Consider the following 21,221-nt stretch of genomic DNA (forward strand, 5'->3'; position numbering starts at 1 on the left):
CTGATCACCAATCGCTACAAGTGTCGGTCATCAGTAAGAGGTTGTGAGAATCGGGATGCGCTATGCACGAAGGTGCGCTGTTTCTCCTAGGTTCATGGCGCTTATCTTTTCGCGAACCAACTGTTCATAGAGAGCCTCGATGCGACGTAATCGTAATTGAAAGGAGAACCTCTCCTCTGTCCTTTTTCTTGCAGCCATGGCCATTTGGGTACGCAGGCACGGATCACCTAGCAGGTTTATGAGGGCTTCGGTCATGCCCGTCGAATCACCGACTGGCAGGAGATATCCGCTGTTGCCATTCTCTATCAACTCCCTGGTGCCGCCAACATCGGTGGCTACCACGGGTAACCCCATGGCCATGGCCTCCAGAATGCTGTTGGACAGTCCCTCCCTACAGGAGGTCATAAAAAACACGTCTAATGCCGCATAGACGTTCTGAAGGTCCTGTCTATAACCTGTAAAGACAACCCGATCAGCGATGTTCAGAGCTGTCGCCAATTTTTGAAGTTCGGTGTGGAGCCTCGGACTTGCACCGTCACCGACTATCACGAACCGTGCTTCGGGGTATCGCTGCGCAATGTTGGCTGCAACCCGAAGCCACATCTTAAGGTTCTTTTCTTCGGTTATTCGTCCAACATAACCGATCAGCGGAAAGACTCCTTCCAATCCAAATTCCGATCTAAACGTGTTTGCCACCCGAGGAGCCCATACGGTGGTGTCAACAGCATTATGAATCACCGTGATTTTTTCGGACGGAAGGCCCGCGTTCACCATTGCAGATTTTGTGGCGTCAGAAACGGCGATTAGGTGGTCAAAGTACCGCATGACGAACAGGTCCAATCGTCTATAGAGTTCTCCTCGAAGACCCATCATGGCCCAATTGTGGGCCGTCGAAATCAATGCGAGCGGTCTCTTTCTCAGCAAACGGCTGACCAAGTAACAAAAGAGATCGCTTTTGTAATCGTGCGGGTGGACAAGATTGATATCATGTTTGACGATCAGCTTCCGCAACGTCAGCAAAACGCTTGGATCGAACTTGCCTCGCTCTGGAATTTCATAATAGGTTAAGCCAAGCTCGCGCGCCTTTCGAGTAATCGCAAAGTCCCGATCACGAACATCTCTAATGTAAGCAACCACTGGAACCACGCGGTCTCGATTGTGCAGTGACGCCGAGAGCAGAATAGTTTTATCGGGACCGCCGCCCCATTTATAGGTGTTGCGCACTTCCAAAAGCCGGATTTCAGGCATAACGATTCTCAGCGGCGTTACGGGATCCTGACAGCCGAAACCGCGAGCGACATGCGAACTCTTCTAGACGTCCGAGCAGTCGGCGAATCCAATCTCTCGCGCGATAGAGCTCATAGAATTGATACTTGAACGACTGAGGCCAACCAAAATCGTACTGCCCCAAAGGCTCAGGAGCCGTTCCCTCACCTCGGACGAGGCAGTAGGCATGAATGTACGCGTTGCCCAAGAAGATGACGATAGGTCTGGTCAATCGGTGGGTGGGAAAAGACAGGAGATCTGTCACACTTGCAGTGAAGTAAAAGGAAGCTTTCGAGCGAAAAGCTTCTCGAAGAGCCCCGGAAGAGTGCTTAGCTGCCCAATGGAGGACGGTAACTTTTCTGATATCCTGAGCCGGCCAGGTTTCTGTAGGAATCTCCACCTTATGGAGCACGCTTTTATACGGCACTTCATGATTGAGCATCCATTGTGCGTAATGAAGTAGACTTGCTCTCGCATAAGCGTACATGTAATCTCTGGCATCTTGTTCGATCTTGAGATCGAGATACTTCCCCAACACGCTCAGAAATACGGTGTAAGACCATCGTCGTTCAACGTCGTCGAGGTTCCGCTCTTCTATGTCGTCGTGCGGGTGAATGCAACGACGAATCAACTGTTCAGCTCGTTCGAGATACCGAATGGACCCTGTCAGTGTATAAGCATCGATCAAAGCGTTGACGGAATTTCCAGCTCCACGTCCAGGACCGTGATAGCCGGGCGTGGCAGTTAACGTACTGTATCCGGTCGGACGCCGGTCCAAGAAGCCAAGTATCCGTGTCGACCCATCGTCCATGTTGATGACCCAATCAGCTAAAGTGATCACGGCGTCATAGGCTTGAGGACTTCCCGTCAAGTAATAGTAATACAGCAATCCCGTTGTATAGTTGTGTTCACAGGCCGGCCCTCCCCCATATCCAGACGATTTTGCAGCCTGCGGGCTTGCCCGTGAAAACGAACGATGCGTGGCGGTCCCAGCATCAGTGTAATGATCGGTATGCCAAAACAGTCCTCCGTTGACAGCCGGTCGATCCTCGCGGGTGTGATAGATATCGATGTCTATGACATGCTTTGCGAGATCGTCGGCCAGCAAGAACCACCGATGATCGCCGCTTCGGCAATATTGCACGAGCGCGCCATGGACCACGTCGTACTGATTGTTGTAATGAGCGACAAGAGGGGGGCCGTCTTTTTGATTGACGGCTTCATGATCGGCGTACAAATCTCCAAAGTGTCTCCATCCGTATTCGTCGATGATTTCCCGTCTGTGAAAGAACGTATTGTCTCCATGGACGGCGCTGTTGATCAGGTCGCTGGCCAAAGCGAGTTCTTTGTTTTCAACCGGTTGCCTGTCAGTCGGCAGGAAAAAGGCAAAGACCTGGGTGTCGGCGTACCAGTCCGGAGTGGCACGAGCGACGAGGCGATGATTTATCCACTCAAGATTTGAGATCGACAAGTCGTCTTTTCCGAATGACAGCCACGCGGTGTAGGTTTTTTGTTCCCCTCCCTGCAACTCGAAGACATCTCGATAAGCATCGGGGAACAGACCGAGCCGGATTGCGTATCCGGCGACTTCCAATCGTTTCGGAAAATTTTGCCAAAACCGCTCCACGGTCGCGGCGACCGTCGCCAGACCGGTAGATAGTGACACGATCGGCGTGGCCCGATTTCCGTGCGCGAGATCAACGCCGTCTCCCCTCACGCGGTAGCCCTTGAAACTGTTCGGAACAATTCCGAACCGATTCACATGGTTACGGCTTTTCCAATTTGGTCCTCCACTCGAATCTTGATAAATCTGGAAACGTTCATATTGACCTGATTGCGCTGCCTGCAGCGGTTCGGCCATCCACTGAAATCGACGGTTATCGGCGCATCGGAGGCCGATCGAAAGCGAAAGGTCCTTAAAATAGATTGAGCCAGGGTCGCCCAAATCCCACAATCCCCGCGGATGCTGTGCCGCCTGAGGGTTACGAAGCGTGAACTGGAGCTGGACCAAACCGGTTCCGGCAAAAAAGTGTAGACGCGAAACGAACTCCGAATGCCGCGCTCCATTTTGGTCTCGGAAACTTCCGTCCAACCTCACAGTCGCCCTGATCGGCCCATCCGACTCGACCGCGACGTTGGCGACTTGCTGGGAATATGGAGTATCGACCTCATTCGTCAGAACCATCCCGCTGTTCGCGCTGTCCCATATCTCAACGCCGGACAGTTTCACGCTTGAAAAAAACCCGACTCCGCCAGCTTCGATGTGAAATACAGCCGATCCGGTGTCAACCTCGATGCCGGCGCCGTGTTGTGTGACAGATAATCGGGGAGAGGTGATAAGTGCCGTGGGATGTGGTCCCGCTCGAAGGCGGTACTGTGTTGCGCGTTGAGGTGCTGCGTCGGCGAGAAAATCAAGCAGCACCCATTTCAGACTACCGTCGGACCATCGGGCTAATTCGCGGACCTGTAAAGGCACGTGGTTTTCGTCTGGATCGATCAATAAGAAATCCCATGACGATCGAATCGCTCCCTTAGGAAGAGGGATTCCGAGCGTCACAGGTTCCTGTTTCCTGGGAATTCCTGCGTGTTCTTCTAAAAGGATCGGAATCTCGAAAGGACGAAGCATCATCGAATGACTACATGTGGCTGATCATTAGACTTAAGGAATGATCAACCAGGCATCTTGGTGAAAACCAAGGTTCATTGCGGCAGCAACAAGACCAATTGTTCCGTCAAAAGCCGCACGTTGTATTTCCGATAGGCCGCCTCGTAAGACCAATCCAATTGCTCACCCGTCTTCCAACGCTGGTAAAGTTTTTGTAATGCAAGTGCGATCTCCTCAACGTTGCTCGGATCGGCGACTTCCCCTACCCCTTCCTCGGACACAATTCTGCTCGTAGCTCCGGATCTGGGCGAAATGGCCAAAATCGGTTTTTTCATGCCGATGTATTCGAACAGCTTGGAGGGAACCTGCGTTGTTGTTCCTGGCTGAAGTAGCAGCAGAACGGATGCCTGTCGCATGTGGCCCAAACTTTCTGTAAAGGGAACATGATGATTGAGCGTCACGATGTCGCTTAGGCCGTGAGCTGCAAGAAACTCCGGCAAGTCATACGGTAGCTCGACGGTGCCGACAAAATTTACTTTCACGCGTTCACGACCGATGTCCGATCTACTTGTGAACATCTGGAGCGCCTTTAAAAAGGATCGCGGGTCTCTGCGTCCGTACAGGAAACCGGTATGAACGATTACAAAGTGCTCTTGTTTTTCGGCGAAGTGACCTTCATGCAATGGACCATAATCGTCTGGATCAAATCCATTCAAGAGAACAGCAAACTTGTCACCTGGCTGACCCGGAAAACGCTGCACGAATTCGGCTTGCAATTCCTGTGTGTTAGCGATAACCAAGTCAGCTCCTTCAATTACCTTGCGTTCAAGGGCTCTTTCCAAGCTGTTTCTTAACCGTGAATAAGTCAGCCGGAAGGGATTTGTCATCCAGGGGTCGCGAAAATCCACGACAAGAGGTTTCCCGGTGATCCGCTTAAGGAGCAAACCGATCACATGGGCGCTCCATGGGCGCCCGGTGGAGAAGACCACATCATACCGGTGATGCCTAAAGGCCATGAGCCCGCCTATCGTCGCGGGAAAGATCCACCCCATTTCCTCGTCGGGAATTTCGAATAAATCCGTGATGCCGTCCTTTATCCGCTGGTACCATCCTTGCGCGGGTAGACGTACCACGCTCTGAGGACGCATTACAGGTGAGTTAGTACATGGCGATTCGACCACAGCCCACCGTCTTAGCTTGCCTTTTAGTTCGAGGATGCGAGTCAACCCCCGGATGACGGATGTCCGAACCAACGGGGTTCCGGGAAGAATCTTGGAAAGCAGCGACGGATCCGTCGACAAATATGGCTCATAGCACTGCTCTTTGACAGAAAGAATAATCGGTTGCCATCCATACTTGGGCAAGTATTTGGCAAACTTAAGAACACGTTGGGAGCCGGCTGCGCCGATTCCTCCGACAGGAGGGAAAAAATAGGCGATCATGAGGACGCGTTTCATGGGCAAGAGGTGCGGTAGTATTCAGGATCAGATATTGCGCCACGCATAGATCGGTCCCAGACCGCGGGCCAGGAAATACACCAAAAAATAAACAACGAAATGAACAACGTACTTCAACGACGCAACCTTGGCACTAAAAAGAAGGGAGATAGCCAAAAGCGGTCCAACAAGAGCGACCATCGATCCAGCGAGCCACCACCATGCTGCATCATGATCGACCGCCCAGACAAGCGGGCTCGCGAAGAGACCGAAAAGCACGCACACGACATAGACAGGCAACACGAGACTCGGCAGTTCGGACGGGCTTAGTCCATGCCGGAAGGCCCCGGCAAAGTTGTCTCGTCCTCTCCACAGCTCTTTTCTGAACACTTCCCACAGAGTTCGGGGCTCGCCATGGTGCCAGCATCGGATACGGGAGTCCGCAACGATCTTGTAGCGCTTGGCCAAGCGATAGCACAGATCCACATCCTCGCACGTCAAAAGCGCTTCGTCGAAACCGCCGCATTCCCAGAACGCGCTGCGGCGGACAAACAGGTTTCCCGACGGGAGCCAGGTCGTTTGGGTGACATGCGGGCGGGCTTCGATCAGTTTTTGTAAGACCCTTCGAACCCAGGTCGGGGGATCCAATGGCACGAGATGATAGCTCCCGACCGCGCCTACGGTGGCGTCTTCAAAATACGGTATCGCGCGAGCAAGCCATTCCGCATCGACAGTGCAATCAGCGTCGAGAAAAGCCAAAATCTCACCGTCGGCGGCCTTGGCTCCAGCATTACGGACACTGGAGATGGTTCCACCATGCTTGCGAACAACGGTAACTCCCAATCGTTCGGCGATCTCAGCAGTATGATCCGTTGAGTCGTGATCAACAACGATCACTTCCAGCTTGTCTTTGGGATATTTAAGCGATGCCAGCGAGTCCAACAGCGCAGGGAGATGTGCTGCTTCGTTGTGCGCTGGAATGATCACCGAGACATGCGGAAGAACGGCCATCAGTTACGCACCTCGATAATAGCTGCCCAGCAATAGCGTCGAAGAAAAGGGAAGGCTGACAGAATCCAACGATCCAAGCGATCCGTCACATGTAGGGTTTTGCGGAGCAGCCATTCGTTCCCCGTCAGCCAAAACAATCCTTGCGAAAAAATGGACAGGAATTGGTAACCGCGATATTCCCCTGAGCGGAATGCACGTATAAAGTCTGTGATCTGCCTGTCCGTCATTGGCTGTTCTGTCAGGGTCCGCCTATGTGGGGTCAGCCACCGAAATATTCGTAGAAAAATATTGTGCGCGAGCGGCTCAATGAATAGAGCACGACCGCCAGGCTTCAGGACGCGGGCAATCTCGCGACCCGCGCAGCTCACGTCCGTGTGATGAAGAATGGACACTCCCAAGACCAGGTCAAATATCTTGCTCGGATAGCCCAAGTCTTCGGCGGCCATGACGGCCGGATAGATGCGTCCGGCGACCCCTGCGGCTTCTGCATCGTGAACCAGGTTGCGGAGACTCTCTGGCGAAATGTCGAAGCAATAGACCTTCGCGCCGCGTTTGCAGTACGCGACGGTACTCCATCCTTCTCCGCATCCGAAATCCAGAATCGTCATGCCGTCGAGCTCGCCGATCGAACGCAAATATGCGTCCCACACGGGGTCCATCCCCCCTTTCGCGTAGAAGTTGTGTCCGTTCGATCCATGGCCGTGATGGTGATGGTGCGAAACGGCCTTTTCATCATGGAATCGGCGCTCAACTTCGTGCCGCGATTGAAGCACGGTGTGCTCTCGCTCTCTGTTGGACATTTGGTTCCTTTACGCTCGACCAGGTGGAGGCGACGACCGTCCGGGCTTGCAGATTGCGGGGACGCCCACGGCAAGCGAGTCCGGAGGAACAGAAGATAGCACCACCGCGTTGGCTCCGATCACACTCCGGTCTCCGACGTCGATCCTTCCAAGAACTTTGGCTCCTGCGCCGATCAGAACATTGTTCCCGACCCGAGGCGCACCGCCCCATCCGCCGCGATCGCCCAGCGTCACATCATGGTACAGCGTACAGTGTTCCCCAATCACGACCTCCGGATGCAGGATGACCCCCCCAAAATGGTGGATGCGCAGACCCTTTCCGATTTGTGCCTCCACGGGAATGGAGATACCTGTCGTCATTTCCACCAATCGTTCGGCCAGAAACCGGAATGGTTGAGTCGGAATGCCGCGTTCGTGAAACCACCGAAAGAATCGATAGACCAAGATCGCCAGAAATCCCTGTGAAGCAAGGCCCCTGATAAGGTTCCTGAGGCCGCCATTGTCCTCCTGAAAGCGAGCGAGATCGGCTCGGATCATGGTCAAGAAAGACGATCTCGGTTTTAACGAAGACAGGCTCGAATCACGGGTGTCGCAGACGCTCATGCAGTGCCTTGAATGAACTGAGACAAACGTGCTTCCGCGAAAACCTTCAAGCGGGGATGCATGGCGTAATATTGCTTGCCATCCTCTTTACGTTGTGACTGCCGGGGGAGGAAACCGTTGCTGGCCTCGTACGCCGTTTGCGCAAGGAGCTGGCTTTGCACCCGGCTCGCAGTGGCTCGAACGGAAGCGAGCGTGTCGCCGAAATGAATCGGGATACGCTTCAGAGCAATGATATCTCCAGTATCCACACCGGGATCAACGAAATGCACGGTGATGGTAGGCGGGATTCCTTCCAACAGCGCCCATTCAATGACGTTCATGCCACGCAGTTGTGGAAGCGGTCCCTGATGTGCATTCAACGTTCCAATGCGGGGCACTTCAAGGATGGGCGCTTTGACGATCGGCGCACCGCCGAGAATCATCAGATCGACGCGGAGTTCGCTCAGCACACGACGGGTCTCTTCGCAGTTGACGTCTTCGACGACAAGAAAGCGCCCGCCTTGGGCGGCCGTTTCAGACTCGAGGGTCGGACTCTGGTTTTGGGGCGTATTCAGCAATGCCCGAAGCGCGGTCAGAAGACGACGGACGATCCATCGAGCCGCCACAAAAGGAAACGCGAATCCGTGGGTCCTCCAGAGCTTTTGGATCGATCGCTGACCAGGCGGACCACTTGCGGCGACGACATGGACCCCCCGGAGTCCACGGTTATTGAGCTCCTTCAGAATATCCCTGGCGTACAGACTATTGGGGTATCCGCACAGAATGACGATGGTCATTGTAGAGACTCCGAAACATGGCCATGGCGTCTTCTTCCGCAAATAACGCATCGAGCGTGAACTTGGCTGCCCAGTTGGGAACACGATAGGACATATAAGGGCCCCAGACCGGATAGGACCCCGACACGCCACCGCGGAGCCCGGCATTGCCTGACCGAAGGTCGACTCGGGCGATTACAAAGTCGTTCAACTTCAGCGCAGCATTGAGGTATCGGGTATCTCGGGTAATTTCGTACAATCGGTTCCAGACTCGGCTGATTTGGGCACAGCCGGTCAAACAGGAGAACGAATGATCGCCTTTCCAACCCTCTGCATAGGTGCCGGCGAGGCGGCGGCGCACTTCGTATCGATGCAGCAGCGCGTCTGCCGCGCGTTGCCCGACAGTGATCCAGCGATCTTCCTTGAGAAGGAGTCCGGACTCGAGGAATCCTTCAATCGTGTAACCGATCGTGTGCGTGAGCGGCGGTTCGTTCGGTTCCAGAGCGCAGTGCTCGAACCAGCCGGTATCATGCTGGCAACGGGCAGCCCATTCTAAGAACCGAACGGCGCTGTGGCGGTAGGAAACCTCGCCGGTGACCTTGGCGAGAGCAAGCAACGGCCAGGCTACACGGGTGAAATAGGTGTTGGACATGTTCCGATAGGTGAATTGCCGCCAGCCCCCGTCTTCATCCTGGTGCTTCACCAGCCAATCTCCGCCGCGTGCCGCGGCTTCCAGGTAGCGGGAATCTCCAAACCAAGAATGGGCTGCCACCAGCCCTTCGATTACTTGTCCAGTATTAAAGACCGCCGGGACCTTCGGGGCGGTGACAAAGCCCGATTGCCAGGAGCCGTCGGCTAGTTGAATGCTCACTTCCCAATCAGCCATCCGTCTAGCTCGTTCTTGATACTCTGACATCTTGCACCGTCTGGCCGCTTCCAGGAACGTCGGAATAATGTATCCGGTGGTTTCGGGGTACGCCGCGCTCCATCCATGCGAGAAACTGTAGTATCCTGACACCCCGCCGACGCCTGTTGCGTCCTGGGCCCGGCACAACCAATCCAGCAGGGCTTGCCGGAAAACTATCCGGCTCTCTTCGTCGAGGGCACCGTCACCTTCGGACCTTTGAAGATCACGCCACACGATGATCATGTGGCTCGGTCGATACAGGCGCTGGCATATGCCCTCTTCTATGAAACTAAGCCCGTGAACGATACTGGGAGGCAGGACACGTTTCAGGAGATAGCGCATGGTCGAGTCGTCCTTTAATCTATCCGCTAGCGCAAAGTTAGGGCCGTTCAGGTGTCCAGACCATCTCAACATCCCCACGGATAGCACGGGCTATCCCGAGTACGGCGGCGAGATTGACCAGATAAAAATAAAACATGCCTTGGGCAATACGAGCACCGATACCATCTTGATCCGGGACGACCGCTCCCATGCCAGCCAGTCCGACGCTCAAGGCAAAGCCCAACAGACCGACTCGATACACCCATCCATCCTGCGCAGCAACCAGACATCCAACCACCGCGATCATGATCAGGGGGAGAACCAACCAGCGAAGGATTTTGTGGGACCAGACTTGCCAAGCGAACATACCCACGCGCCACGGTTTGAGCACATCGGCGACACTCATGATTCCGCGCCAACTCCGGTTGACAATCCGTCGCTTTCGGCGAAACTCCTTCCAAAAGTCTCCGGCCGCCGATTCATAGCCGACGGCCGTCGGTTCGTAAATCGCCCGGTAGCCCTTGGCGACGATTTGGAGCGGAATCACCAGATCATTGATCGCCTCAGGGGCCAAGGGAGTATAGAGCTCCCTGCGAATAGCAAAGATGGCACCGTCTCCTCCTACAGTGCTGCCGACCTGGCTTTCCCATAACCGAATCATCCGTTCGTAGCCCCAGTAAGCGTTCTCCTGTCTATCCGCCGCTGATTGCCCTTCATCGAGATAGCGCGAATCGCCGGTCACACACCCGACGCTGGGGTCGGCGAAGCCCTTGACCAAGTTCCGAAGTGTATCCGGCCGATATAAGATATTCGCATCGCTGAAGACAACGATATCGCCTCTAGCCAGTGTCAAGGCGGCATTGAGCCCGACCGTTTTTCCTCCCCGTATCGGCATGCGCAGCAGGATGACACCTTGGTCTTCGAACGAGCGCACGATCCGATCAGTGTTGTCGGTCGAGGCGTCGGACACCACGATGACCTGAAGTTTGTCTCTCGGATAGTCGAGACGAAGAGTATTCTCCAATTTCGGTTTGATCGCCTGCTCCTCGTTGTATGCCGAGATCACCAGCGTTATCGACGGCGTCATGGCGTCAAACGACACGGCTTGTGGTCTGAGACGGGCCAGACACCACAACGCTAAGGGATATCCGAAGTAGACATACCCCACCAAGCCGAAAGCCGTCCATGCTGCGATGATCGCCAGTGTCGTCATGGCAGCGCCACGTGGAACCGTTCACGCCATAGTTCGAACACCAAGCACGCCAGGATCGCTTCTGTATGGTCCTCGTTTCCTGCATCATGAGCCGCGATCACGCGGGCGACGACGTCGCCGTTTAAAACGCCTTCGCGCTTCAAACGGTCCTTCGCGAGCACTTGGGCGATCAACGGCCGAAGATCCGTCCGTAGCCAGGCACCCATCGGCCCACCAAATCCCCGTTTCGAACGGGTCAGAACGAAATCCGGAACAACACCTTTGAGAGCGGCCTTCAGCAGCCGCTTGAGGGTCCATCCCCGCATGCGGTAGTGAGCCGGGACACGGCGGACGAAGTCGACGACCTGGTTGTCCAGGAACGGCACGCGAACCTCGAGTGAGTTTGCCATCCCCATTTTGTCGGTGAGCAGGAGCAGGCTCTCCGGAAGGACGGTTTTCGCATCGACGTACATCAAACGATCCAGCACAGTCTCGGCTCCCACGCGGTCATAGATCTCAATCAAGTCACCACCCGGATCAGAGCTCGGCGCCGGACGGTTCAACAGGGTGTTAACCAGCTCGACCGACAGGACGGACAAGAGCCCGACATACTGCTGTGCCATCGGAAGGGCCGAGGTCCGTCCCCATGCCTTTCCGTAGCGACCGAAATTGCCCCAGACCGTCCCTCGGTCGGCTCGAAGCCCGTGGTCGAGCAGTCTCCCGATAGATCTCCGCACGTTCTCTGGAATCCAGGCCACCAGGCGGTTCAGCGAGGGTGCAAGATAGCGACGATATCCTCCGAATAATTCATCTCCACCCAATCCGGACAGCACCACTTTGACGTCGCGGCTGGCGAGTTCGCTGACCAAATAGGAAAGAAGGAACGATGTGTCGGTCAACGGTTCGTCCAGCATTTCAACAAGATTGGGAAGTAGATCAGCAACATGGGGGCGGACGATCAACGTCCGGTGTTCCGTCCCCAACGCCCGTGCCGCGGCTTCCGCGAACGGCGCTTCGTTGTGATAGGCATATTGCGCGTCAAACCCGATGCTGTATGTCCGGACGCCGTTGGTGGCCGCTTGCCGCATGAACGCGACCACAGCGGTCGAGTCAACCCCGCCGCTGAGAAACGCTCCCAACGGCACGTCACTGACCATCTGGCTAGTGACCGCCTTCCACAAAACCGCTCTCAGTTCCTCACAACACTCGTCGAAAGTCGGCTCGATATCGAGCCGGACGAAGTCAAGGTCCCAGTATTTCTGCAAGTGAATCGTTCCGCGTTCGGCGACCAATCGCCAACCGGCCGGCAGTTTGTGAATGCCCCCGAAAAGCGTGTGAGGAGGAATCGTGAAGCCCAGACGAAAGAATTGAGCGGCTGCCTCCGGATCGATCACTCGCGGGACGTCAGGGATCGTCAACAGCGCTTTCACCTCCGAGGCGAGGGCGAATCCCTGCGGAGTGTGAGCATAGTAGAGGGGTTTTACCCCCATCCGGTCCCTGGCGACAACGAGTCGTCCAACCTGTGCATCCCATAGAGCGAATGCGAAAATGCCGTTGAACTGTTTGATGCAATCGGCACCATCCTCTTCGTATGCGTGAACGATCACTTCGGTGTCAGTCTGGGTCTGAAAGCGGTGACCGCGACGAGTCAACATCTCTCGAAGCTCGCGGTAATTGTAGATTTCACCGTTGAAGACCACCGTAACCGTCCCGTCCTCGTTGGAAATCGGCTGATGCCCGCCCGCCACATCGATAATGCTCAGGCGTCGCATGCCGAGGCCAATTCCTCGGGCAAGATAAAATCCCTCATCATCAGGTCCCCGGTGAACGATGCTCCGACACATCCGTTTGAGGTGGTCGCTAACTACCTCAGTGGGCTCGTGCCAGTTGTATAGACCGACGATTCCGCACATGGACAGTCGCGCCTAATTCGTGAGGTGTTTGCGAATACGCGGTCCAAGGATTCTCGAGACGCTCACCGGTAGTCTGCGCCAGATTGCTGCAAACAAGCGGTATTTCCCGTCGCTTACTGACAGCGTCGAACCAGATCCGCCGTTCTGCCTCAGCAATTGCCAGGGCAACGCCAGAGGCTGGGCGCCCCACTGTTTCTTGAACTCGAATGTTCCCGAACCCACGGAGGATCGGCCGAAATCGAACGTCCGGTAACCGTGCTTGCATCCGTGTTGAATGGCTTCCCAATACAGGAGATTGTTCGGGCACTTGGCAAAGTGTTCCCTTAGCGAGGAGGCCCACGGGACAAGCATCGTGTCCTTGAAAAACAGACAAACCGCGCTGCCCACAGTGCTCTGCCCGTGGCGGACAAGAATCACGCGCATCCGAGAGCCAAACGCCGTTCCTATTCGACGGAAAAAGGTCCGAGAATGAACCGGCGAGCCGAGGTCCCGCATGTTCACAGCAAAAACGTTGTAGAACTCGTCGAGCAGCTCAAGTCCGCCAGTGGTCGTGGTGAGGCCGGATTTTTCGGCTTTACGCACCTGATTGCGAACCTTGGCGGGCAACGACCGCCAGAGCCTATCGATCCCGCTGGAGAGATCCAGCAACATGCTCACCTTGTCCGCGCACGAGATACCTATTCGAATCACGGGAAGCGCTTGCCGAATCTCCAGCACCTGACATTGCTGCTCGCGCATGAGGCGCATCGCATGATCGAGCAATGCCTGCGCGGTCTCCTGATTATCGGCGCAGATACCACCGTAATCCATGAACGGCATTGAGGTCAGTGAGGTTCCCAAAAAGCTTTTCACCAAGACCAGCGGGAAAATGCCTTTCGCGGTGCTGCCGTCAGTGGCCAGAAGGTAGAACGCCTCATGGCCGTAGGTCTGTCTGATCACAGATTGCCAAGCAAACACATGGCCAATGGTTGCTGCGGCCGACTGCTGAACGTAACCGTCCCACAACGGCTGATGACTCTGGCCGCAGCACACGATTTCCATAGTCGAAGAAGGGGTCATAGATCCGGGGAAGAGGGGAAACGTGGTCCGATTCTGCCACCAGCTTCGGAAGCATCGACCGAGGTAGCAAAACCGTGAGGCGTGCGCAGACTTGCGGACTGAACAGGAGCCGTAGCTTTTCCGCCTCGCGCGTCAAAATGCTGAAGCAAGACCGACACAATCCGTTTGGAGGCGTGTCCATCCCACAAGGGAGGTCGTGACGACTTCGGTTGTGGGCGTGTCAACGCCTTCTCGGCCTCTACAACGATGCTGTCCGGAGAGGTGCCGACCAGCCGATTGGTACCATGAGTCACAGTCACCGGACGTTCCGTGTTCTCGCGAATGGTCAGGCAGGGGATGCCGAGCGCGGTCGTTTCCTCCTGAATGCCACCAGAATCCGTCAGCACAAGTCGAGCTCCGGCCACCAACGCCATAAAGTCCAGATACCCTAACGGGTCGAGACCGTAGACTGCGTTGACCGTGACAGGAAACGCGTCTAGACGAAGGCCATAACCGATCACGCCAGAGCATTCGAGCGTCTTTCTGGTGCGAGGATGGATGGGAAACACGATCGGCAGAGATTGCCCGATCTTCTGGAGCGCTTCCAGAATGCGGCAAAGCGTGTCGGGATGGTCGACATTGGAAGGCCGGTGCAGCGTCACCACGCCGTAATCACGCCCTGTCAATCCAAGCTTCACGCGGATATTGGATCGACTCCACAGTCGGCGGCTGGCTTCCAGTGAATCGATCATCACGTTGCCGACCAGAAAAATCTTGCTCTTGTCCACTCCCTCGGAGAGAAGATTCTGCACCCCACTCTCCTCCGTGACAAACAGAAAATCGGCGACGGCGTCGGTCACCACCCGATTGATCTCCTCCGGCATCGTGCGGTCGAAACTGCGCAGACCGGCTTCAATATGGGCGACAGGAATCAAAAGTTTCACGGCCGTCAGTGCAGCCGCCATGGTGGAATTGACGTCCCCGACCACGACGATGAGATCCGGTCGTTCCCGCTCGATCACCGGTTCCAACCGCTTCATGACTTCAGCGGTTTGATAGGCATGTGACCCCGATCCGACGTCCAGACAAATGTCAGGATCAGGGATTTCTAGATCACGAAAAAACTGACCGGCCATTTGCACATCATAATGCTGGCCCGTGTGGACCAACAGCGACGTAATGTGCCGATGCTTCCGCATCTCGCGGATTAAGGGCGCAATTTTCATAAAATTCGGGCGGGCACCGACAACGGAAAGAATCTTCATGCGGGCTCCTACCTTCACAGAACTTTTCGGAAGTATTCGATCGTCCGTCTGAGCCCATCCTCGAGATCGACACGCGGTTCCCAGCCGAGCAACGCCTTGGCCCGGCGGATATCCGGGCGCCGAACACGCGGGTCATCGGCCGGCAGCGGCCGATAGTCGATAGGCGTCTTCGTTCCAACGAGTTGCACCACGAGCTCGGCGATTCCGTTGACCGTCAACTCTCTTGGATTGCCGAGGTTTATGGGATCGTGGATGCTCTCCGGAGGGCTTTCCTTGGGCGTGGTCAGAAAGCCGGCCCGATCGGTTCGCTGCTCGATGGATTTGTCCGAGTCGGCCATCAGCAAAGCAAGAATACCGCGGACTAAATCGTCCACATAGCAGAAACTTCGGGTTTGAGTGCCGTCACCGAAGACCGTAAGCGGCTTGCCCTGAAGGGCCTGCACAATGAAATTGGAGACGACGCGCCCGTCGTTCGGCCTCATTCGTGGACCGTAGGTGTTGAAGATTCGGACAATGCGCGTGTCAAGGCCGTGATAACGGTGATAAGCCATGGTCATGGCTTCCGCGAACCGCTTGGCCTCGTCATACACTCCCCGAGGGCTGATCGGATTGACGTTCCCCCAATAACTTTCCGGTTGTGGATTAACGAGAGGATCGCCGTAGACCTCGGAAGTGCTGGCCAACAAGAAGCGGGCATTTTTGGCTTTAGCCAGACCCAGGGTTTTATGGGTTCCCAGGGCTCCGACCTTGAGTGTAGCAATCGGCATTTCTAAATAATCTTGAGGGCTAGCCGGTGACGCGAAATGCATGATGGCATCCAGCGGTCCGTCGATGTGCAAGTAGTCACACACGTTGTATTTGATGAAACTGAAGCGTTCATGCCCCATCAAGTGAGCGATGTTGTCAGGACGGCCGGTGCAGAAGTTGTCCAGACACACGACTTGGTGGCCGCGTTCGATCAAAGCATCGCACAAGTGACTGCCGAGAAATCCCGCTCCACCTGTGATCAGTACGCGCATGAACTCCTCCTTCCCCTCTTCGAAGAGTTGTTGTCAAAATGTCATCAACGACCGGTAGATCCTGGCCAGTTGCGAAGCGCAGTGCCGGACGTCGAATGTAAAGCGGATACGGTTTCGCATGGCGATCCCGTCGGAGACTAACTGTTCCGGGTGCTCGGCGTAAGATTGCAGCCGGTCGGCAATGGCGTTCGAATCTCGTTCGGGCACGAGCAGATACTTCAAGTCGCCAAAGATGAACGGAATGTCAGAATGCACGGTGGCGACGGCCGGCATCCCTGTGGCCATCATCTGTTGCAGGACAAACGGAGTCCCTTCGCAGTCTCCATTGGCCGCGGTCACGCTGGGCGAAAGAAAAAGATGACAGCTGAGACCCAGTCGCAGCAATTTTCGGAAAGGAAGAAGCGGAAAATAGGTGACCAAATGTTCGATTCCCAGTCGTCTGATCAAGGCGAAGGCGGCGTCACGGGTCTCTTCTTCTCCGCTTTTGCCCATTTCTCCGGCCACCAAATTGAGATGAAGATTGACGCCCCGACGGTGCGCGGAGGCTGCGCCCTCGAGGACATACTGAATCCCCTTCTTCTCGCGAAACGTCCCGGCGAAGAGGAGCTTCAACGGATCGCCGGGTTTGAGGACGCGCGGCTGAAACGGCAGGCTGTCCACATCGACACCGAGCGGGTGAACCTTTACCTTCTCGGCGGGGCATCCCATTTTCTGTAGGCGATCGGCCATGACCGGGCCGAGAGCCAGCGCAAAAGAGAGGCGTTCAAACAGGCGCATGTAGGTCTCTTGCCACTGAGGGTGCAGGCCCAATTGATACACGTCGGCGCCGTAGAATCCCACCAGCCAGGGTATGCCCAATGCCTTCTGGAGGCCGAAATCTTCCGCTGCCACGTAGCCAAAGTGAGAATGCAGCACACAGGGATGACGGGCTTTCACGCGAAGGAGATCCAGAAGATAGGGTCGAGGGCCGGCCATTTTTCGCCAGAACCGACGAATCAAACTCTGTGGATTCAGACACCAGGCTTCCAGCTCGGGAAATTCATTACGGTTCTGGAGTGAATCACACAGGACCAACTGACGGACATCCGGTACGAACCGGAGGTGGTCGTACAGCCAGTTCATCGTCCGAGCGACAAACCGATCGCAACGATGAAGCGTAAGAGAATGTGCAGATGCGGGATGGTTCATCGTGTGCTGTGTCCCTATTTGAAACCGTCGAATAATCAGTCGAGCTGTCAGGCGCTCATAGGCCACGGACTCCTTCCAATAGCTTCCTGATCTCCTCTTCGTAGTGATCAGCCGCCTGTTGCCAAGTCCACCGTTGGCGAACATACTCGACCGCCTGTTTGCCCATGGCTGCACGAAGGTTCTGAGAGTCCATGAGACGCCCGATCGCCTTTGCGATTTCTCCGGGGTCCCGATCAACAAGCATCCCGTTAACCCCCTCGACGACGGACTCTCGGATGCCTGCTTCATTCACCCCAACAACCGGTGTGCCGCAAGCCATGGCCTCGATGGCGACCAGTCCGAAGGGTTCCATGATCGGCACAAAAATCAGGGCTATCGCTTGGTTATACAGTTTGGCCAGGTCGTGTTGGCTCGGCCGATACCAAACGTCCAAGGCTACCCCTTTGTCTTTCGCCAGCTTCTCGATCGCGGTGCTGTAGTGCCGGTCTTTGACATGATCTACAGACTCCGGCGTCGCAATGACCATGCGGGGCCTTCTCGTCTGGTCAATCATCCCCACCGCTTCGATGGCGATGTGGTGTTGTTTGACTGTGACGAGTCGGCCAATCGAAACCACCAAAGGCTCCACACTCACTGGCAGCGGGCGAAAGGTGTGATAATCGACTCCGTACCGACACACCGTTGAAAGGCGGCCGTATCGCTGAAAGAAGACCTCTTTGGAGAACTGCGAGTTAATAAGAACGGCTTGCGCACAATTGGTCAGTCGAATATCGTGGCGGTCTTGCACATAATTGGCCAAATGGTGAAGACCTTCACACAGACGGGCGTAGCCTCCCTTGAGTCCGGAAGGTCCTGGCAAGGCCATCTGACCGTTGACACTCAGGTATCGAACTGGCGACGGCTCGTGACTGTACAAGACAGAGGGAAGTTCCAGATACGGCAGAATGCTGGTGGCCCGGCAGTGAGGGTAGTGGTCGATGTGTACGAAGTCATAATCCGATGTGTTGATTCGCCCTGCCAGAATCTGAATGTCTCGAGGCTGGTGACGAACCTTCCAAACGCTAAAAGCTAGTAACGCGGACGAATACAGCAGATAGGGACGCTGCCGCGACAGATCGGGACTATGAAGCACCACTTCTGTGGACGTCCTGACGAAGGGTTTGAGCGGAAGATAGTCCGTGTTGTTTACAGGACCACGAAGAATCACCTCATCAATCACATGGCCGCGCTTTGAAAGTTCCCGTACCATTTCAAACGCAAACCGTTTGGATCCTCCGGCGTCGCCGTTGTGGCACCAAGCTATCGTCCAGGTCTTCTTCATTGCGTTGGAAAACCTATGTTGACAGACGTTGTCAGCTCGCTGGGCTCGACAAAAGCTGGTATGGGGATTATGGGCGGCAGACGGCCTTCAAGATTTGCACGCTGCGCGGGCTCAAGACGGTCTTCAGAAACGTTTTCCACACGTTGAACGACAAACACAGCTCAGGAAATGTGCGGCACATCTTGAGCAGAAACGCCCGCGCTTCTTGACGAGACACTCCATTATCCAGCATAACGTCAGCTTGGAGAACGACTCGATTGCGGGTTTCCTGGCGAACCATTCGTTTCAGCGCAGCGACTTCGGGAATCCGATACCAATACCGTTCGAGCACCATCCGTTTCGCCAACAACTGTTCGCAGAGCCCTTCGGCTGTTACCCCAGTGGCACTTTCTTTTATATGCTGACTTGTCAGACTGCCCTGGTGCCATCGCCACTTGATTAGCGGAGAGGCCAAATAGGCAACGTCATAACACACGGCAATCCGCATCCAATACTCGTAATCATCGGTGTGATGTAATTGATCCGTCCATTCGCCGACTCGATCGCGCACATCCCTGCGGAACAGAGCCGTCGGCAAATTGACTTCGCAAAAGCCGGTCAGCATGCGCTTGAGCACGGCATAACCCGATTCGATGACATCGAAGTCTCGCTCCGGTCCGTGGCCCCAATTCGTACTATCCCTGATGATCTGGCCTTCTTCATCAATCATGTGAAATCGTGAATGCACCAATCCGACATAAGGATAGCGACGGAGAATACAGACCTTGCGTTCCAGGTTTTCAGGCATCATGAGGTCGTCGTCAGGGAGAAAGGTCACGTATTCGCCTCGAGCCAGGGCCAGGCAGCGTTTCATATTTGCTTGCCAGCCGATGTTACGAGGGTTCCGTGAATAGATGATGCGCGCATCCGAGTAAGATTGGACGAGCGCTTGGGTATCGTCTGTCGAGGCATTGTCAGAAATGACTAACTCGAAATCGCCGAATGTCTGCGCCAGGACACTGTCAATTGCCTGTTTGAGGAAACCAGCTCGGTTGTAAGTCGGAACAAGGACGCTGACTGTTGGGAATGCTGTGCTCATCAAAGAATCCTCAATGAGACAAATGGAAAGCCTCGCCCCGCTATTGCGACCTTTCAAGCGAGGGCAGAATATGACGAAGGTGCTGAGCCAGGCACTCGGCCACGGCGGCGTTGGCGCGAGGTGAATAATGCTCGCCAGGCTCGAACCGTTCCGCTTCGGGCACCTGTAACAGGCAAGAGCTGGGATCGACATACGGGATGCCGGTGCGTTGGAGGAATCGCTTGCCGGTGAGATTGGGTCGTCGAGGACGAAAGTCTCCGCTGGTGGGGAAATAGACAATCACCGGAATCGTGCCCGACTGGGACGCCTGGTGAATGAATGAGCGCAAGATTCGTTCATTGAGCGAGAACACCGCTTCTTCAGAGGCATTAGCATTTATGGGCATCCACCGAGGAAACCTGGTCAGTAGAAACCGTGCGAAATAAGAAGAGTGATACCATTCGCGTTGCCATTCGAACGGGGTGTAGCCCTTGTCGTGTTGAAGGTGCGGCAGATCAGCAATCGATGATTGGGCGAAGATCATATCGGGTGGAATGGTGGGAATATTAAGTAACCGCAGTTCCTCTTCGGTTGCAAGGAGACGTGGCTTTGAAAACGGATTCTCCCATTCGGGGTAATTCAAAAACGGGTACACCATCGTCGACCGATACAGATCATCGGAGATGAAACCCAACACAGCGATCGCGGGATGCCACGGCCGTACATCCCGTAGATAACGAAGATATGCTTGATCGACGCCGTATCCCGCGACGCCGAAGTTTGCGACGGCGAAGCTCCCTCCTAGGAGCTTCTCAAGCCGCGCTGCCCATGTGTCCTCGTACGTCACCTCTTCACCGAATGTAAATGAATCTCCTAACACGGCGATCCAGGAAGCAGCTTGAGAGAGAGAAAAGCTGTTGCCGGTTTGGGGGGCACGCAAGCCCTGAGAATCGGAAAAATACAGTCCGTTCGCGCTCCTGCGGCTAGGTCCGATTGACCAACCAAGATCTCGATCGTACACCCAGTAGCTCACATCTGAAGCAAGCCCTTGTTGCTGATCCGTGGAGGCTTTCTCCCATATGGCAAGGTAGTGGTCCCGCAACCGGTCCCAATTCTTTGGCAGCAAAAGCAGACCGTTGATGGTGTCACCTTGTGGGGTCCGTTTTACGAGAACTCGAATCACGAGCTCGCTGCATACCAAGACCGAGAAAACGGTGACCAAGTTCATCACCACCGTGAGTTGAAAGGCTCTCAAGGCGTTTCTGTAACTGAGAAAGTAGGTACGGCCTATCCATCCGGCCGAGATGGCGAAAATGGCGAGGCTGAGAAAAAAGGACACTCCCGCGTTGGTCTGAATGAACGCAGAAAATCCTTGCTCGCCCTTTTTATAAAGGGCTAACAAAGCGAGACCGCAGGAACCTTCCAGAGCAAACAGCGCGACAATGACGGACCAGTTCAGGGAAGATTGGGCGAAGGTCCTACCTGGCGAATCGGATAGAGAGGCCATATTGCGTTGCATCGTCT

17 protein-coding genes are annotated in these 21,221 nt (G+C 55.2%); all 17 read right to left on the minus strand.

The window, feature by feature from the left end; all coding sequences use genetic code 11:
• Positions 1 to 60: 60 nt before the first annotated feature.
• Complete coding sequence (locus ACWHTU_RS09955; protein WP_447859191.1) at positions 61 to 1,248, minus strand: glycosyltransferase; 1,188 nt, start codon at positions 1,246 to 1,248, stop codon at positions 61 to 63.
• Positions 1,241 to 3,895 carry an exo-rhamnogalacturonan lyase family protein gene (locus ACWHTU_RS09960; protein WP_447859192.1) on the minus strand — a complete coding sequence of 885 codons (2,655 nt, stop codon included), beginning with the start codon at positions 3,893 to 3,895 and terminating at the stop codon, positions 1,241 to 1,243. Before ACWHTU_RS09960 ends, ACWHTU_RS09955 begins: the two co-directional genes overlap by 8 nt.
• Before the next feature lie 71 nt (positions 3,896 to 3,966).
• Complete coding sequence (locus ACWHTU_RS09965) at positions 3,967 to 5,313, minus strand: glycosyltransferase (protein ID WP_447859193.1); 1,347 nt, start codon at positions 5,311 to 5,313, stop codon at positions 3,967 to 3,969.
• Positions 5,314 to 5,355: 42 nt separating this feature from the next.
• Positions 5,356 to 6,318, minus strand: a complete 963-nt coding sequence (locus ACWHTU_RS09970; protein WP_447859194.1) for a glycosyltransferase — start codon at positions 6,316 to 6,318, stop codon at positions 5,356 to 5,358.
• Complete coding sequence (locus ACWHTU_RS09975) at positions 6,318 to 7,118, minus strand: class I SAM-dependent methyltransferase (RefSeq protein WP_447859195.1); 801 nt, start codon at positions 7,116 to 7,118, stop codon at positions 6,318 to 6,320. The genes ACWHTU_RS09970 and ACWHTU_RS09975 overlap by 1 nt, the downstream gene beginning before the upstream one ends.
• Positions 7,119 to 7,127: 9 nt before the next feature.
• Entirely contained in the window at positions 7,128 to 7,655 is a 528-nt protein-coding gene (locus tag ACWHTU_RS09980; protein ID WP_447863342.1) for a serine O-acetyltransferase, read from the minus strand.
• Positions 7,656 to 7,717: 62 nt separating this feature from the next.
• Complete coding sequence (locus tag ACWHTU_RS09985; protein ID WP_447859196.1) at positions 7,718 to 8,497, minus strand: formyltransferase family protein; 780 nt, start codon at positions 8,495 to 8,497, stop codon at positions 7,718 to 7,720.
• Positions 8,463 to 9,626: a hypothetical protein gene (locus ACWHTU_RS09990; RefSeq protein ID WP_447859197.1), complete on the minus strand. Its 1,164-nt coding sequence runs from the start codon at positions 9,624 to 9,626 to the stop codon at positions 8,463 to 8,465. Before ACWHTU_RS09990 ends, ACWHTU_RS09985 begins: the two co-directional genes overlap by 35 nt.
• Before the next feature lie 136 nt (positions 9,627 to 9,762).
• The gene (locus tag ACWHTU_RS09995; RefSeq protein WP_447859198.1) at positions 9,763 to 10,917 is read right to left on the minus strand and encodes a glycosyltransferase family 2 protein; all 1,155 of its coding nucleotides are present in this window, start codon (positions 10,915 to 10,917) and stop codon (positions 9,763 to 9,765) included.
• Complete coding sequence (asnB, locus tag ACWHTU_RS10000) at positions 10,914 to 12,809, minus strand: asparagine synthase (glutamine-hydrolyzing) (protein ID WP_447859199.1); 1,896 nt, start codon at positions 12,807 to 12,809, stop codon at positions 10,914 to 10,916. The genes ACWHTU_RS09995 and asnB overlap by 4 nt, the downstream gene beginning before the upstream one ends.
• Before the next feature lie 12 nt (positions 12,810 to 12,821).
• Positions 12,822 to 13,850 (minus strand): FemAB family XrtA/PEP-CTERM system-associated protein, encoded by a 1,029-nt coding sequence (locus tag ACWHTU_RS10005; RefSeq protein WP_447859200.1) that lies wholly within the window; start codon positions 13,848 to 13,850, stop codon positions 12,822 to 12,824.
• Between the two features lie 14 nt (positions 13,851 to 13,864).
• Positions 13,865 to 15,112, minus strand: a complete 1,248-nt coding sequence (wecB, locus tag ACWHTU_RS10010; protein WP_447859201.1) for a non-hydrolyzing UDP-N-acetylglucosamine 2-epimerase — start codon at positions 15,110 to 15,112, stop codon at positions 13,865 to 13,867.
• 14 nt (positions 15,113 to 15,126) lie between these two features.
• Positions 15,127 to 16,131: a UDP-glucuronic acid decarboxylase family protein gene (locus tag ACWHTU_RS10015; protein ID WP_447859202.1), complete on the minus strand. Its 1,005-nt coding sequence runs from the start codon at positions 16,129 to 16,131 to the stop codon at positions 15,127 to 15,129.
• A 33-nt stretch (positions 16,132 to 16,164) separates the two neighbouring features.
• A complete protein-coding gene (locus ACWHTU_RS10020; RefSeq protein WP_447859203.1) occupies positions 16,165 to 17,253 on the minus strand; it encodes a glycosyltransferase in 1,089 nt (362 codons plus the stop codon).
• A gap of 121 nt (positions 17,254 to 17,374) precedes the next feature.
• Entirely contained in the window at positions 17,375 to 18,640 is a 1,266-nt protein-coding gene (locus tag ACWHTU_RS10025; RefSeq protein ID WP_447859204.1) for a glycosyltransferase family 4 protein, read from the minus strand.
• Between the two features lie 67 nt (positions 18,641 to 18,707).
• Positions 18,708 to 19,718: a glycosyltransferase family 2 protein gene (locus tag ACWHTU_RS10030; protein ID WP_447859205.1), complete on the minus strand. Its 1,011-nt coding sequence runs from the start codon at positions 19,716 to 19,718 to the stop codon at positions 18,708 to 18,710.
• Positions 19,719 to 19,758: 40 nt separating this feature from the next.
• Complete coding sequence (locus ACWHTU_RS10035; RefSeq protein ID WP_447859206.1) at positions 19,759 to 21,216, minus strand: SGNH/GDSL hydrolase family protein; 1,458 nt, start codon at positions 21,214 to 21,216, stop codon at positions 19,759 to 19,761.
• Positions 21,217 to 21,221: the final 5 nt, after the last annotated feature.

It is taken from the genome of Nitrospira calida, from assembly GCF_976986435.1.